The 15,005-nt window shown below is 47.2% G+C and carries 15 protein-coding genes; 1 reads left to right on the forward strand and 14 read right to left on the reverse strand.

Going from position 1 to position 15,005, the window contains the following annotated elements:
* Nucleotides 1–9: 9 nt before the first annotated feature.
* From BXP28_RS12750 to BXP28_RS12810, 12 genes are all read right to left on the reverse strand, one after another.
* The gene (locus tag BXP28_RS12750; RefSeq protein WP_023484168.1) at nucleotides 10–336 is read right to left on the reverse strand and encodes a hypothetical protein; all 327 of its coding nucleotides are present in this window, start codon (nucleotides 334–336) and stop codon (nucleotides 10–12) included.
* The gene (locus BXP28_RS12755) at nucleotides 333–2,339 is read right to left on the reverse strand and encodes a glycoside hydrolase domain-containing protein (protein ID WP_051427930.1); all 2,007 of its coding nucleotides are present in this window, start codon (nucleotides 2,337–2,339) and stop codon (nucleotides 333–335) included. Before BXP28_RS12755 ends, BXP28_RS12750 begins: the two co-directional genes overlap by 4 nt.
* A gap of 413 nt (nucleotides 2,340–2,752) precedes the next feature.
* Entirely contained in the window at nucleotides 2,753–3,064 is a 312-nt protein-coding gene (locus BXP28_RS12765; protein WP_023483375.1) for a hypothetical protein, read from the reverse strand.
* A gap of 532 nt (nucleotides 3,065–3,596) precedes the next feature.
* Nucleotides 3,597–3,761 carry a hypothetical protein gene (locus BXP28_RS12770; protein ID WP_158442251.1) on the reverse strand — a complete coding sequence of 55 codons (165 nt, stop codon included), beginning with the start codon at nucleotides 3,759–3,761 and terminating at the stop codon, nucleotides 3,597–3,599.
* Nucleotides 3,762–3,791: 30 nt separating this feature from the next.
* Nucleotides 3,792–4,739, reverse strand: a complete 948-nt coding sequence (locus tag BXP28_RS12775) for an aminopeptidase (RefSeq protein ID WP_023483376.1) — start codon at nucleotides 4,737–4,739, stop codon at nucleotides 3,792–3,794.
* Between the two features lie 45 nt (nucleotides 4,740–4,784).
* Entirely contained in the window at nucleotides 4,785–5,468 is a 684-nt protein-coding gene (locus BXP28_RS12780) for an AroM family protein (RefSeq protein WP_023483377.1), read from the reverse strand.
* Between the two features lie 61 nt (nucleotides 5,469–5,529).
* Nucleotides 5,530–6,459, reverse strand: a complete 930-nt coding sequence (locus tag BXP28_RS12785) for a DUF1177 domain-containing protein (RefSeq protein WP_077585077.1) — start codon at nucleotides 6,457–6,459, stop codon at nucleotides 5,530–5,532.
* A gap of 29 nt (nucleotides 6,460–6,488) precedes the next feature.
* A complete protein-coding gene (locus BXP28_RS12790) occupies nucleotides 6,489–7,544 on the reverse strand; it encodes an S-methyl thiohydantoin desulfurase family protein (RefSeq protein WP_023483379.1) in 1,056 nt (351 codons plus the stop codon).
* Between the two features lie 11 nt (nucleotides 7,545–7,555).
* A complete protein-coding gene (locus tag BXP28_RS12795; protein WP_040932142.1) occupies nucleotides 7,556–9,043 on the reverse strand; it encodes an OPT/YSL family transporter in 1,488 nt (495 codons plus the stop codon).
* Between the two features lie 106 nt (nucleotides 9,044–9,149).
* Complete coding sequence (locus tag BXP28_RS12800; RefSeq protein ID WP_036655209.1) at nucleotides 9,150–9,938, reverse strand: IclR family transcriptional regulator; 789 nt, start codon at nucleotides 9,936–9,938, stop codon at nucleotides 9,150–9,152.
* 326 nt (nucleotides 9,939–10,264) lie between these two features.
* Nucleotides 10,265–10,804: a hypothetical protein gene (locus tag BXP28_RS12805; protein WP_023483382.1), complete on the reverse strand. Its 540-nt coding sequence runs from the start codon at nucleotides 10,802–10,804 to the stop codon at nucleotides 10,265–10,267.
* 30 nt (nucleotides 10,805–10,834) lie between these two features.
* On the reverse strand, nucleotides 10,835–11,098 hold the full coding sequence (locus BXP28_RS12810; protein ID WP_024095097.1) for a hypothetical protein: 264 nt from the start codon (nucleotides 11,096–11,098) through the stop codon (nucleotides 10,835–10,837).
* A gap of 148 nt (nucleotides 11,099–11,246) precedes the next feature.
* Between BXP28_RS12810 and BXP28_RS12815 the strand changes: the two genes are divergently transcribed.
* Nucleotides 11,247–12,437 carry an FtsW/RodA/SpoVE family cell cycle protein gene (locus BXP28_RS12815; protein WP_023483383.1) on the forward strand — a complete coding sequence of 397 codons (1,191 nt, stop codon included), beginning with the start codon at nucleotides 11,247–11,249 and terminating at the stop codon, nucleotides 12,435–12,437.
* A gap of 57 nt (nucleotides 12,438–12,494) precedes the next feature.
* On the opposite strand, the gene BXP28_RS12820 is transcribed toward BXP28_RS12815, so the two are convergent.
* Together BXP28_RS12820 and BXP28_RS12825 are read right to left on the reverse strand one after the other, a co-directional pair.
* Complete coding sequence (locus tag BXP28_RS12820; RefSeq protein WP_023483384.1) at nucleotides 12,495–14,159, reverse strand: ATP-binding cassette domain-containing protein; 1,665 nt, start codon at nucleotides 14,157–14,159, stop codon at nucleotides 12,495–12,497.
* Nucleotides 14,143–14,991: an ATP-binding cassette domain-containing protein gene (locus BXP28_RS12825; RefSeq protein ID WP_051427931.1), complete on the reverse strand. Its 849-nt coding sequence runs from the start codon at nucleotides 14,989–14,991 to the stop codon at nucleotides 14,143–14,145. The genes BXP28_RS12820 and BXP28_RS12825 overlap by 17 nt, the downstream gene beginning before the upstream one ends.
* Nucleotides 14,992–15,005 lie beyond the last annotated feature (14 nt).

A 15,005-nucleotide genomic window follows, 5' to 3' on the forward strand; every position in this document is an offset into this window, starting at 1 on the left:
GCTCGTTATTTATTTACCTATACCGGTAACCAGACTTCTATTATGCGGCATGACACCAATTTCAAACCCTAAATCCACAAACCCGTGTTTTTCTCCCTTGATTAAGTGTTCCCATTTGCTGCTTCCAGGAAGCATTTTAGCGGTGCATAGAACCAAGTGCGCGTAATGTTTTCCCGTAGTAGACGATGCCAAAATTTCGATTTTGGTTCCCGGCAAAAGATCGGGAGCCCTCTCGAAGTTTTCTTTGTAGCATTTCAAGGTTGAAGTGACCAAGAAGTGTACCTTTATGGTTTCAGGTATATCTTTATCGGATAAAAAAAGATCTTTAGCGTTCATAAAAGCATTCTTTCCATCGCTATCTCTCCATACCTCTTACCTCCAAAGTAATGATAGACAAACTTCCCCTTTCCTTCATTCGGATAATTAATCAAAGACGACTCGTCAATATAACCCGCATTCAGTCGGCCGCCGACATCTCTGAAATATACATATCGAATATGGTCATCATTACTGTCTTTACGATTAGGATTTATATCTCGCTTGCTGTAAAACGCACCAACTTGTATGCCATCATACATGGGATATTTGGCAACGAATTTCCCGTCAGACGTTTTTACCTTAGCCCAATAGACAGGAAGTTTACTTTCATCATTCGGATAGGGTCCCTTTGGTCCGTCGGTAAGCACATACGCAGAACCGTTCTTACGAATCAGATCCCATTCATTATCCTGTTCTTCCTTAATAAAGTCATTAAAACCTTCATACCGGCCTGAACGTACATTCTTATCGATCCCGATGCTCACAGATGAGCTCGGACCATATTCTTTGATTTGGTCAAAGGCCCAATCGTCCGGGAGGGGATATCCCATATTTCCGCTGTACCCGGTTGAAAGATCGGAAACAAAACTACTGACAGAATAACCTTCCTTTTTCACAAGTGAGCAGGTGTTGCGGGAACCATAAATCCCGATCCTGAAGATATTCCCGGCTTCCTTCGCATATTCATTAACTCCTTTAAAATAAGGAATGATCTTCGACTTGACCTGATCTTCCATAAAATCATAATCCACCGTAAAATAAATGATTTCGTTCCTCGGAACACCAAGTGACTTGGCGGCGGAAAATGCTTTCTCTGCATCGGCATATCCCCGCTTTTGTGTAAAATAGTTTACAATGTTCTCCTCATGCGGGTTTTCCGTGTAATACTCTCTGGCATCTTGGAAGATAACAAAGAGTCTTAACCTGGCTTTAAAAATATCGTACATCTCCGAACGCAATAGATTTTTGGCAACCCGGGTATTCTTTACGACGATATCCCCGGTCAGGTACCGGCCAACAAGTATATATCCTGCTTTTTTTAATTGGGCTGCGACAGCAGGCGTAATTCTGGAAGCACAGTCACAAACGTCGCCGGCACGGTCTGGATTCCCTGTGCTGACAAGCAGTGCCATCCACTCATCTATTCCAATCCTGTCCCTGACAGGCAAGGCGACATCTCTTTGGAATTGATGAAGAGCCTCTAGGGTTGAATTATTAAACTCTCCGTTAAACTTACCGGGATCATATTTGCTTCCATTGAAAGGAAGTGCACTGTACCGGTCATGCCCGACACAATATAAGGTGAACTGTACTAACTTGATGAACCGGGTAATACTTTCGCTGTTGTAAGCTGCACCCTTATAATCTTTTTGTGCCTTCGTATAAGGAATCTCCGGACAGCATTTCCTGGTTGTAACGCCAAAGTTGCCATTTGCGACGCCGATAGGCAAATGTTCTTCGGCCTGTAAAGCAAAGATAAGTGCCGCATTTGTTCCGCGTGAATAAATCCCATCACAGGGACGAAGACCCGTATAGTCCAAATACCTGCGGTTCAGTTCCTGCTGCATTTCCCGTATCTTGCTGTCTCCGCGGCTGACTTTCTTATATTCATCAGGGCCGAGAACTGCCTTCATTTGAAGTCCTTTTGCAGCTGTTGAGATTTGATTTTCCGATAATCCGGCGTCCTGTTGAATGGATTTCAACGCGTTTTGTGTATGTTGATTAAATACCCCATCCGTACTCCGCGGATTATATCCTTTACAGTAAAGCCCATATTGGAGTAATTTGACTTTGTTTCCTGTACTTCCGCTACCCAGTGGGTTTGCATCGCAGGCCTTGGAAGTCATATCTCCAAAGTTTCCTGTGACGGAAGAAAGCCCTAGTTCAATTTGTAAAGCGGATATTAATGCTTTCGATGTTGCTGTTCCGGGATAGCCCGTCTCTTTTACACGGATGTACTTGGAATTATTCCCGTAGGTCGAATTTAGCCATACCTGCGCGTCTAAAACTTCTTTTGACATGATAATCCCCTCCTTTTTTCATTATTTCTTAAAACTATTTTTCTATCTAAAATAATACCATTATTTAGGTATATTAACAATATTAAATGAAAAGTTCTTATTTTGGAATATCCTCTTAAACGTTTTCTCATGGATTTGCTGTTAGCGGGAACTACGTCACTGTACCCGGATTGGAAGGTCGGAGAGGCGATCTTGGATTCAGCCCACGATGCCTCCGACGTCGTTCGTCTGCCAATTGGACGCAAAATGGTCTGTTGGGGAAAGTGTTCGGACCGACAGCGCATCAAGTGGCGCTATCCCGCCAAAGTCGGAAAATGGAAATGTCCTACTCCGTACTCGCCTATCTTATTAATCCATGTATTTTTTTGAGACAACCCTTTTGCAGTTGCCATCTTCATAAAGTAAACAGTGCGCTACTTCTCCTCTGTGATTACGGTGGCATTGTAGATCGTGATTCTTTTTCCGTTTAAATCAAAGAGAACTTTATTACCGAGTTCCGTATCTTTAATGTCAAGTTTTCCTTCATACTCTTTAATCAGGTCCCCGTTGTTCCCATAAACTTTTACTGTTCTTTCCAATCCCCCCAGATTGTTGTACTGGAAGTTTTTAATCATGCGCTCCCCTGATGCCGTATTAAAAAACCAGACAATACCTCCAACGATGATCACCACAATAATCAATGTAACAATGATGCCTGTTCTGCTCTTTTTTTCTGTTTGACTCATGGCACACCCTCCTAATTTATGTATATTATTCATACGTATGGAAAGGAGGGCGCGTTTCTTAAATGATCCTTAAGATTATAATGTTCCCTTAAGATCATAACGAGCGGAAAGCGGGCCTATGCTATAATAAAGAAACAGGTGATGGACCTAAATCGAGGTGATCGCGTTGAAAGGAAGTATTTTCGCACTTATTTTTTTTATTCCCGTATGTACCCTTCTTCTTTTGAGGTTTAAAGGAGAATGGGCCCAGTTTATTATTATCAGTACGTGTGTATTTGTCGCCCTGCACATCCGTGATTATGTGAATAAGAATAAAGAAAAGAAATGAACGCAGTTTACTATTATTCAGCATAACCAAAAGCATCCGGAACATATAAAAATCCAGTCGCTCTTCCCTTCGGCTAAAGGAAAAGCAGGCTGGATTTTTTATTAGTTCTCCACCTGTTCCCTTATCATAAAAAAACAAGCCATTTTTTCAAATGACTTGTTTATACTTTCACTATGGTTCAATTGTTACAAATACTTTCCGCTGTTATAAATACTTTCCGCCCATGCTGATCAGTTTCTGCTGTTTGATGGCGTGATCCAGCTCTTCCCTGGTTAATTTCTTCTTGCCGGTGATATGATCCATGAGTTGCCGGTCTGTGACCGGTCTCATTTTTTCCAGGTTCTCTTCGGTAAAATCCTTATCAAACACGCTTCCAAAGGTAAGAGCCTTCATCCTGTTTTAACAGATGAGTTGGCCTTTTTCCATTACCTTATTCCCGTCCAGATAGACATCCGGCTGTTTGACAACACAATCAATATGTACTCCTGCCGAAACTATGCCTCCGAACGTATTATTGCTGCCGAATGCCACATGAACGGTGCCGTATACTTTCTCATCCTCCAGCACCACGCCTGTAATACGGGCTTTCTTATTGGTTCCGATACCGAATTCAGCTACAGACCGCCCGTCACCATCACCCAGAATATGAAGCAGCTGTTCTCCATCCGGTCCTTCCGCTTTCACAAGTCTTCCGTCCTCTATCGTCAACAAAACAGGACCCTGTACTTTGCCGATCTCAGCGATGGACCCGTCTACCAGCAGCTGGCCGTTTGCTGTGCCTTCCACCGGTGCAATGTACGCTTCTCCTGAAGGCAGGTTGCCTGACTCTCCCGGATTAAGATAAACGCCGGTACTGGGAACGCCTTTTCGTTCTTCCAGAGAAAACGTCAGCGAATATCCGTCTTTTTCAATGCGCGCCTGTTTGCTTGTGGTCAGCATGTCGGTCACTTTCTCCGTAAAGACCTTTACTTCTGAATAATCTGCCGCAACCGCTCCCTGCAGGAACATATCTTCCGTAATGCTCGGCATGGTCGCCAGCCGGCTGCCGGCTGCCACAGCCTGTTTGCGGGCCTGTGTATGTGTCAGGGACATTTTCGTCAGGCAAATGACCACATGGGAAGCCGCCATAGCGGATGCAACCGGAACCGGGGGTTCCTGTCCGGATTTTTCCTTTTCCTTCATGACCATAATGACGGATTCAGCCCCCAGCCTGCGTCCCGCTTCGTAGACATGCTTGGCAAGTTCTTCCCTTGAATCGTCCGCAACAACAAGGAACGTCTCCCCCGCCTTTAATCCCAGGCAATTTGTCAATAACCGTTTGCTTACTTCGATTAATTCTGGTTTCATTCTGAATTCACCCTTTTTATTAGAATCGGTCTATTTCAGACCTTTCTAACCAATCATCTCAGAGATCAGTTTGGCCATCAAGGCATTGGACAAGATAACCGGAAGACCGGAAGCTTCCTCGACCCATGCCCGCATTTCTTCCTGATAACCCATGCAGTCCAAAATAATCAGATCGGCTCCCTTTTCCTTCAATTCCCGGGATGCAGACATAAACCGCACTTTATCGGGCGTGTAAGGGGAAGAAACCGCATAAACCGGCTCTTGCTCAAATGAATGAAATTTCTCTTTCATTCCGTCCATTTGTTCAGGCAATGGTACCAATATCCCAAGCCTCCGGTTTCCGGTCATAGTACGGACTACAGGAGGAAGAATATGATCCGGCTCGATCAAGTAGGAGCGTTCCGTTGCCAAACCCGGAAATTGTCCGGTACAAAGAAGTAAAATCTGGGTAATCCCAAGGTTCTCCATCTGTTTTATTTTATCCTCAACCAACGGCTGAAGACAAGAACGGCTCATGACCACATGTTCCCCGGTCGTCAGACGGGAAGTCAGAATGTAATCTTCCTCGCCGGGAGCCATCCGCTCATCAATGTAAGTCTTGGTTAAACCGTCCAGAGCTCCCATCTGTACCAGTTCCGCACGATTCTCCAGGTACTTCTCCATAATAGGAGCCACATCCGTACGGGGTGCCTGCCCGATTGTAATCATGCCGAGTTTAACCAACAGCATCCCCTCCTCAAAAATATGGAAAAGAGCAGGGGGTCTCCCCTGCTTTCATTTAGATCAACGTTTACGCTTCTTTCCCCATTGTTTGCAGTACCTTCATCGATCCGTAAAGCTTGGTCAGTCGGGCAAACTCTTGCTCATTATAAAATTGGCAGGTTCCCTGCGTGTACTCTTTAGCTACTTCAACCGCAAAGCGTACGGCAGAAGCAATGTCCACCTCGTGGCTGGCTCCGGTTCCGCATCCCGGTACAGCCGATTGAGCCGAAACGGCAAGCCCGACAACCGGGGCGTCTGTGGCAACAGCCGGCTGAAGAATGGAATTGATATGGTATACATCATTTCCGTAAGGCGTAATATCCTGCATGGTAATCGGGAAAGTCACCGGAAGCTGGCCCGTAATCATTTCCATAATGCGCAGCAAATCCTCACTTACCCGCAAGATGTATCCTTCTTTTACCGTTGGAGACAGCGCGATGCCCTTATGGTTAATAACACGGTTTCCTTTTGTGGTATCGATGGATAAAATAGCTTCCTGCTCCGGCAAAATTTCGTAAGTATTCATAATATCCATTTCTACCGGGGAACCCATGAAATCGACAGGTTCATGAGGCTGGGTAGGCGCATCCGGACAAATATGCGTAGTTGCGATGACATCTCCCGGAAGCACGTCGCCTTTTACCTGCATATCCGCCAGTTTCAAAGCAGACGCAACCGCCCCGTCCCCGTCGGAGACGAGCCCGACCCGGCTTGGACGGGCACCGATTCCGCCTAAACGGCCGATAATTCCGAATGTAGGAGCATCTCCTCCGTTCGATTTTCCGTTAGAACCGGGAATGACGATTTTGATAAAATCCGTGCTGCCTTCTTCTCCGGTTATTTTTTGAACGGTAACGGATACTTTAGGATAATCTTGAAAAAGCTCTTTCACTTTATCTCCCGTTACATAGGCACTATCCAAAGTTTCATATACAGTAAGCGTTTGTTTCAAAGCCATGATGCATGCCTCCAGGTTAGTAATTTTCGTTACAAATACGCTTCGATAGGCTTGTGTACGATTGGTTCGATCGGCTTAAGCAAATTCTTGTTGCTCATGGTGGTGCTTAATTTCAGGTTCTGTTTGGGCACGCTGATTACGGCCAAACGTTGCTCTTTTGCTACTGCCGCAGAGACGACAGGTTCCGCCGTATCGGCATCCAGGGTCATGATGAGGTCCGGGAAGGTGGAAAGCCGCTCCCCGTCTTTCTCCAGGGTCATGTACTCGTTCCAGAACGTCATTTCATAACCTCCGATCAGGACCGTACCGACATCGAAACCTCCCGCGGTTTCCATACGAAAATCCGATACTTCCCCCACGGTTACAAGCTTACCGCCCAGTTTGGCTGCGACCGCATCGATAGCCGCTTCGCCTTTGTGGGACAGCAGAGCCTCTCCCACCTCGATAGCTTGGACGATAGCTCCCGGGGCCCCGTTTTTCTTGGCGTAGGATACGGTTACGGGATTTCGGGCTACAGCAACAAGGCCTCCCGCTTCCACTGAAGCGGAGCGGACCAAGGAAGCCGCTTTACTGAGAGAACCGGAAACGGTCAATTCCACCAGGTTCGCTGCTTTGCCTCCTACTGCCGCTTGATGGGAAACATAATCGGGCAGTTCCGATAAATTCAGAGCTCCCATCACACCGGTAGGATGAGCCCTCCCATTACAGGGATTATCGATAACGGGGATTCCTGTAAGGGCTGCCTGAAACCAGCCGTTAACGGTAGTCCCTGCTCCATTCTCGTTTGTAATAATCCCCCTGAACGTACGGCCTGTCCGTTCCTGAAGAAGTTCCAGAGCCCTTGCATACTGGATCGGCTTCACGTACTGGTCCTTGGCGGCAGGTGCTCCCACCATAGCCACGGTGACCAGCAAATCCTCATCCGAAAGCTCATCTACGGTCAGCAGCCTGGGATCTCCCGCCTCAAGGGCAAGACGGCCGAGCTCCAGCCCCTCTTTAATCCACCCGCCGCCACCGCCTCCGAGGATGGCTCCTCCATAGACGGCATAGCGGACAATTTGTTCATCAATTGTTATCGCAGTCACTTTTCAACACCTCATTTGCTAGCTTTAAATACAGAAGTAAAGAAGCTGTAGAGTGCATCTCCGGCGATAAATCCGGCGGCCAGAATACTCATGGTGGATTCCGCTTCTTTTCCTTTGATCTTAAGCACGGCAACCCGGATCAGAATCCCGCCAAGGACAGCCCAGCAAGCATTTGGAGAAACGATCAGAAGACCTGTAGCCAGCATAACCCCAAGCTGGCGGTTCGGTCCGCCAATCCATTGGATAATAGCACCCGGAATAGCCCAGATCAGCAGTTTCATCGCCACATCCAGGGAGGCTCCGGCATTAATCGTGGACGCATAGACTTTATCAATTGGAGGGACCAGATTTTGTCCGAAGAAACCTTTGTAAGTGAGCACCACTGTCAACAAGGCAACACCGAATGCAATCATTCCCGTATAGTATTGCTGCTTTCTTCCCCTGATTTCCAGCTCTTTGTCCGAACCGTTACCACGGAGAATATATCCGGTTTTCAGATCATATCCCATATCGGCAAAGGCCGGGAACCAGCCTGAATGCATAGCTGCAATACCAACTATAAGCTCATGGAAGAACGCGGCGAATGCGGCAAAAATGATAAATCCGATCAGCATGCCCGCCGACATTTTGGTCATCAGGCCGCCTAAAACAGCAATGATAACAGCAACAGCCAGATAAGCCACATAGCCAAGACCAAGTGTACGCTTAACCGATCTCATAGGAACAGTAACCGCTTCATTCTCCTTGGATGCTTCCGCAGCGGAATCCTCCCTTTTGAAAATGAGGACGGCAACCTGAATCAACGCTACGATACCGGCACCGATCATAATGCCATGGGCAATATACAGTTTGCCGACATCCAGCTGAAACAGCGGCATGGAGTACTGGTTAATCAATAAACCGACTCCGAACATAGTTAATGCCCAGATATTTCCGATAAAGGCTACCCCTAAGGCGGACATCGGAATTTTGAGTACCGATCCGATCACGCCAATCAATGCTCCTATTCCCAAAAGCCCCGCCCGTTTGCCTCCTTTATCACCGGCGAGGATAGACTCGGCCGTTGCTACTCCGGGAGCCCAGCTTTCGCGGGCCGGAAAAATCCGGGAATCAAACAATTTGTACAGCAGCGTCGCATCAATGAACATCGCCAGGGCCGCACCGATCAGCATAGGCAAAATCAGTTCGGTTTTTCCCATAATAAATGGAATCCCGATCGGGATCAGCAGACTGTTGGCCGCACCGAAGGTAGCGGAAGAAATCGAAGTCTGCATCAGATTTTGGCGATGAATGGACTTATATTTGCGGAACAGTTCCATGGGTATGCGTGCTATCAGCATAGCTACGAGTGCCCCAATAATGGAAGTGCTCGGAGTTACACCCAGCGTAGTGACGATCTGAATTCCGATAATTGCCCCCACTACACTTACGGCAAGATTTAGCACAATAGCAAAAGGTTCAAAAACGGACGGGTGTTTCTTTTCCTTTTCCATAGACATCATCCCTCTCTTGTTCTTATTGATGGACAAACAGGAACGGCTTCGTCCTCTTTGTCAGGGACGTTACCTTTTAAAAGCTATGCCTTTTTTAAAAACTATGTTCTTTTTAAAGAAACCCGGGATTCAGCAAATTGTTTACCAAAGAACGGTTGTACAGATTGTCGATGTAAATCTCCATTTCGTCTCTGCCCTTGCGTAAAATATCAAGAACATACGGCACCTTTTCTTGCGGCATCCGGTATGCTAGTCCGGCAGCAGTCAGAGACGCCGTAATCTGCCCTTGTGAGAACACCGGAACGGCAATGCCAAAAATATCATCAGAGTATTCCCCGACCGAATACTGCCATCCCTGCTTCCTGATCCCTTCCAAATCTTCAATCAGTTTGTCCGCTTCTACAATGGTTTTGGCCGTCCTGGGCTTTAACCCTTTCGAAATAATGCTCGCCTGAACTTCTTTGGGGAGATACGCCATAATAACTTTGTTTGACGCTCCAGCGTATAAAGGAGTGCGGTGACCAACTTTAAGGGAATATTTGATTACATGCACGGCCTCCGCTATTTCCACACATACCCCTTCTTCTCCGTCCAGCCAGGTGAGGAAAATGCTTTCATGTATCTCCTCCGCCATATTCTCCAAGATGGGCCGTATCACATCCGTGATTTTCATCTGTTCCTGGACAAGCCGGCCAAATCCCCAAAACTTAAGGCCAAGCTCGTATTTCTTCGTGTGCGGGTTCTGCCTTAAAAATCCCCTTTTCTCATATGTGGCCAGGATACGATAAACGATGGAATGGCTGAAACCCATTTCTTTCGCTAGTTCCCGAACTCCCCAAGACGGTGTTTCCGCCGTGAAATATTCCAGCAAGTCCAGAGAGTTTTCTAGTGTCTTTAGCATGTCATCACCCACCTGCGTCTCTATATCAGGTACAATATTCAGAATATAGGGACAATTTTCATACTATTATAAAACTTCATTCGATTAAAAAACAATGCAAATATTGTAAATTCTTAAAAATATGTTAGTTTTATTGACACTAATAATGATTTTTTAGAGTTTTACCTACCTTATTCTTCTTTCAAATCACTTTTTCTTTAAAAAGAAAGGACAAATTGTAAGTTATATTCACATTTATTCTGATATCATTCTAAAGCTTTATTGCGTTATCAAATTAAAAAAAGAACTTTCCTTTTAGAAGGAAAGTTCCGGATTGTGGACAAACATTAAAGATGACCGGTTGGTGGAACAAGGTTTAGCAGAAAATTTGATATCCACCTGGCTGCATCCGCCGTTATCGGAATCAGACCCAATCCGTGATTGGCAACGACAACAACACCATAGGCCGTTTCTCCAATCCCGACGGCCCCAAAAGCTATCTGGGCGATAGCCACCGCTCCTATAGCCACCTTGCCTATAGCTACGGCTCCAACGGATATCCACCCTGCAATAGCCACAGCCCCGGCACTGAACCAGCCCGAAATCGCTACGGCTCCCGCTGCCAGAAAGCTGCTTGCAGATACGGCCCCGGCAGAAAGCAGCCAGCCAATGGCAAGTGCCCCTAAAGATAGGAGGCCTACACTGATAGCTCCTACGGAAACCAGGCCGACCGCAATATCTCCGATTGCAATGAGTCCAAAGGCCAGCCTGGCTCTGCCTTTTCTTGTCCCCCTGGTATGAATGTTGATTACCGGAAATCCTCTCTCCGGCCACTGATAATCGATTCCCTCCCGAAAAGCATGCAACAGCTTCTCCTTTGTTCCCATCGTTCAACCTCCGTACTATTATCAATTCTTTTATATCAGTTTATCAGCTTGTATAAAAAAACCAACCTCCCCCGGTTTGAAAGCCTTCTCCGCCTTCAGACGGAGAAAAAAAGGAAAGGGGATATTTACCACTGTTTGGAAACTCTCCTCCCCTGAATGGCAGGCATAGCCGGATTTTCCTATTTCTGAATAATTTCTGCCTCTACTTGATACTTTAAGTACAGACAGGATATGAACCCCGGTCCGCTTCAAAGCGGGTAAACCGGCTTCACATCTCTGCAAGCCCATTGCCATGGCTTTCCTCCTCCTGAAGACCCTAATCGTACGATTAGGGTTTTCTTTCCTTTCATGGAACCGTATAATAGATAGGGAATAGGCTTCTCTCATCCTTAGCCTCTACTTGACCGCCTATTATCAACTTATCCTTTTGGGAGGCTAATTCATGGTTAGAAAATTCCAAAAACTGGACAGCTTGATCCTGATTATTCTTTTGATTTTCTCTGTGATCTGCGTCCTGACTCTTCATAGCGCAACTTTAAATGCCTCCTCTGAATTTGCGAATTCCGCCAATAAAATGGCCATCTTCTATGCATTGGGTTTAGTCGTAATGCTTATCGTTTCTTTTTTCGATTATAAATGGATTTTAAAATTGTCCCCATTGATTTACCTTATTTCCACAGGATTACTGGCCTTTGTCCTTATTTCAAACAAGAAGATTAATAATTCCAGCGGGTGGATTTCTCTTCCCGGCGGGCTTAGTTTCCAGCCTGCAGAATTTGCTAAGCTGGCTGTCGTGCTGATTCTCGTGGCCTATTTGCAAAAAATGAATCCCGCCGATCACCATCTGCGTTTTTTCAAGCATATCATTCCGCTCGGCCTTTTGACGGGAGTTCCGTTCGCTTTTATTCTCATGCAGCCCGACCTCGGCAATGCACTGGCTCTTATCGTTATTCTGGTTGCTGTCTATTGGGTGGCCAATATCCGTTTTCTCCACTTTTTAATAGGGTTTGTGATTACCGGAGTTGTAATCGCAGGGACCTATTACTGGTATGACCGGAATCATGATGAGATTAAAGCTTATCTGGATCAGAAACAAAAAGGGCACTGGGTTCAGCGGATCGATGCCATGTTTTTCCCGAGCAAAGCCTCTAAAGACGACTTGTATCACGTCCGGAACGCCACCATTGCTATTGGGAGCGGGCAATTTTTGGGGGAGGGGTATACGAAAGGGGATTCTGTTCAAAATCACTTTGTGCCTTATCCCTATGCCGATTCCGTCTTTGCCGTGATTGGGGAAGAATTCGGGTTTGCCGGCTCTTCTTTGCTGATCTTTTTATTTTTTCTCCTGATATACAGGTTGATGATCATCGCCATTGAATGCTTTCACAGTTCAGGGTCTTACATAGCGGTAGGTCTTATCGCCATGTTAATCTTCCAGATTTTTGAGAATATCGGCATGCTGGTCGGCATGATGCCCCTTACCGGAATTACCCTGCCTTTTATCAGCTATGGAGGGACGTCTCTGCTTATCAACATGTTAAGTATGGGGCTCATTATGAGCATCCGTATCCACAATGTCGACCCGAATCCGGGGCTCACTTTTGCCAGTACGGACAAATCCAAAAGCATGTAATATACTGTTTCAATTTGAAAAGCCTTTGGCACCCTTTCGGAAACCAAAGGCTTATTTTTAAACAAAGCGGAGGAATACAAGTCCGGTAAACAGAATTATCGCCAAAAGGACTACGCCTAGATCAACAGAGGAAAAAACCAGTGGATCACGGACTCTGAACTGCTTATCCAAACGGGTATAACCTCTCATTTCCATAGCAAAAGACAAGGCCTCCGCATGCCGGATTAATGAAAACAAGAGCGGAACCATCATTACCCTAAGATCCCTTATTCCCGGGGCTTCTTTGCGCCTGCCGTTTTTCCCGCGGGCCTGGGCAATACGTGCAAATCTTTTCCATTCCCCAGAGATCACCGGTACAAAACGCAGAATGAGAGAAGCGGCAAGCGCCAGGGCTTCAACGGGAAGTCCAATCCTGGAAAGTGCGGCCAGCCCCTGTTCCAATCCTTTTTTCATGCGTAAATAACTAACGGCAAGAGGAAGTGTCAGGCCAAGCAGCAGAACAAGCAGCAGCCTGGTTACATGCAGCAAGGTCGACCCGGCCGCCTGGAAAGAAAAAGCAATAAAAGGGTATCCCGGCTCTGGTGATAAGCGCAATCCGGCAATCGCAGCAGCTATGGCCATAAAGAGGAAAAAGGCCTTGGCACCCCGCCAAACCGGTGCCAACGGAACACGGGACAAACCGATCAGCAGAGCCGTCAGTATACCCGCTACGAGTAATCCGGAGCAGGAGCGCTGCATGAAGATACCGGCCGAAACGAGCATAAACAGCAGCCACAAGCTGCGAGGATCGATGCGCCCGATCATGCCGCCGGGGCCTCCGGCTTCGGTGTCTGGAGGCTGAAGTGAAGCCGGTTCCGGCAATGCCGTCGTACAGGCAGACTCCATGGTCGCCACAGGAGACCTGCATGGAGCGTGGAGCTGGGAAGCGATAGCCTCGGCAGCTGCCTCCGGAGCTTCAGATCCCGAGATATAGACCCCTCGGGCCTGAAGAAGGTCCTTAAGCCGCAAGCTTTCCGGCAATCCGACGCCAATGCTTTTTAGCAGCTGCGGCCGCTTCAACAGCTCATCGCGGGTGCAAGCCGTGATTAGGCGCCCGCGGTCCAGCAAGAGCACATGGTCGGCAACCGGCAGGAAAGCGTCCAGGTCATGGGTTACGATAACTACCCCGCCATTTTCCTTGCCCTTCCAGGTTGTGAGCAGCTCCTGCAACTGCCGGATCCCTTTAGCATCCAATCCCGCCGAAGGTTCGTCAAGCAGCAGCCAGTCCGGTGCAGCCGCTAATGTCGTTGCCATGGCTATTTTCCGCCGGGTGCCTCCGCTTAAGGCAAAAGGGTTCAATTCCAGGATAGCAGGGTCAAGCCCCATACGGATAAGAGCAGCTTCCGTCCGCTGCCTTTTCTCTTCTTTAGTCAGTTTCCACGGTTTCAGTGAATAATCGAACTCCCCCTTCACTTTCGTGGCGAAAAGCTGATCTTCCGGCTGCTGAAAGACAACCCCGATTCTCTTTAACAGGTTCCGGTTTACTTTCCCCCGGTGCCATAATGGCTCACCTTCGTAAGTAATTGTCCCTTCATCTGGTTTACTTAATCCTGTAAGCAAATCCAGCAGTGTAGATTTTCCAGCTCCTGTTTGCCCGGTAATCAGGGTAACTGCTCCGGAAGGACAAGATCCCGTGGCCTGTCCGATCACATGATAACTGACCTGTTCAAATTGTATTCCCATACTTCTCCACCATATCAGCCAATTTTAGAGTAGACAGAGGATAATCAGGCAGTACAATTCCCTGCTCTGCAAGTTTTTGCGTCACACGAACTGCATAGGGGGAGACAAATCCGAGATCTTCACATGCAGTCAAACCTGTTTCTTTCTGCCGTTCGTAAAAAAAAGGAATGGGGGCGCCGTCATATATCTTTCGCCCTAGATGCAAGGCCAAAACGCGATCGGCCGGATATAATTCTTCCATCCATTGGGTTATCCAAATGACCGTATGTCCTCTTTTGTTAAGCTCCTGCACTTGTTTCATTACGGCGGATCTGGACGCCTTATCAAGCATGGATGTGGCCTCATCCAGAATCAGAAGGCTGGACCCTGCCGAGATACAGCCAGCTAAAGCGAGCAACTGCTTTTGCCCGCCTGAGAGTACTCGGCATGGAGAGTCAAGCCAATCTTCCAGCCCTACTTGTTTCAAAGCGGAAAGAGCCCTATGCTCCATCTCGCGAACAGGTACGCCTGCATGTTCTAAACCAAACAGGATATCCTCATGTACCGTTTCCCCCACGAGCTGTGTTTCAGGGTGCTGCAAAACCATACGTACAACATTCCCCTCGAGCCATCCCTTATCGATTTCACCTCTGTTCAGGGGGATATAGCCTCCAATGACCTTGGCAAGCGTACTCTTCCCGCTGCCGTTATGCCCGATCAGCGCAAGCCATTCTCCCTGGCGAAGCTCCATATCCAAATCCGCCAGTATTGGAAAGGTCATTCCTTCACGTTCTATACAAATTTCTGCCTGGCGAAGACTATATGGCCTTTTCGTCTTTTCTTCCTCTTCCAACAAAAATCCCCTCC

The organism is Paenibacillus larvae subsp. larvae (genome assembly GCF_002003265.1).
Classification (GTDB): Bacteria; Bacillota; Bacilli; order Paenibacillales; family NBRC-103111; genus Paenibacillus_H; species Paenibacillus_H larvae.

Excerpts from the sequence above, each read along its gene's own strand:
- BXP28_RS12810 (WP_024095097.1), bottom strand. The coding sequence starts at position 11,098 with ATGGCAATGGGCTTGCAGAGATGTGAAGCCGGTTTACCCGCTTTGAAG.
- BXP28_RS12755 (WP_051427930.1), bottom strand. The coding sequence starts at position 2,339 with ATGTCAAAAGAAGTTTTAGACGCGCAGGTATGGCTAAATTCGACCTAC.
- BXP28_RS12785 (WP_077585077.1), bottom strand. The coding sequence starts at position 6,459 with ATGGCTTTGAAACAAACGCTTACTGTATATGAAACTTTGGATAGTGCC.
- BXP28_RS12800 (WP_036655209.1), bottom strand. The coding sequence starts at position 9,938 with ATGCTAAAGACACTAGAAAACTCTCTGGACTTGCTGGAATATTTCACG.
- BXP28_RS12805 (WP_023483382.1), bottom strand. The coding sequence starts at position 10,804 with ATGGGAACAAAGGAGAAGCTGTTGCATGCTTTTCGGGAGGGAATCGAT.
- BXP28_RS12775 (WP_023483376.1), bottom strand. The coding sequence starts at position 4,739 with ATGAAACCAGAATTAATCGAAGTAAGCAAACGGTTATTGACAAATTGC.
- BXP28_RS12765 (WP_023483375.1), bottom strand. The coding sequence starts at position 3,064 with ATGAGTCAAACAGAAAAAAAGAGCAGAACAGGCATCATTGTTACATTG.
- BXP28_RS12750 (WP_023484168.1), bottom strand. The coding sequence starts at position 336 with ATGAACGCTAAAGATCTTTTTTTATCCGATAAAGATATACCTGAAACC.
- BXP28_RS12795 (WP_040932142.1), bottom strand. The coding sequence starts at position 9,043 with ATGTCTATGGAAAAGGAAAAGAAACACCCGTCCGTTTTTGAACCTTTT.
- BXP28_RS12815 (WP_023483383.1), top strand. The coding sequence starts at position 11,247 with ATGGTTAGAAAATTCCAAAAACTGGACAGCTTGATCCTGATTATTCTT.
- BXP28_RS12820 (WP_023483384.1), bottom strand. The coding sequence starts at position 14,159 with ATGGGAATACAATTTGAACAGGTCAGTTATCATGTGATCGGACAGGCC.
- BXP28_RS12780 (WP_023483377.1), bottom strand. The coding sequence starts at position 5,468 with ATGCTGTTGGTTAAACTCGGCATGATTACAATCGGGCAGGCACCCCGT.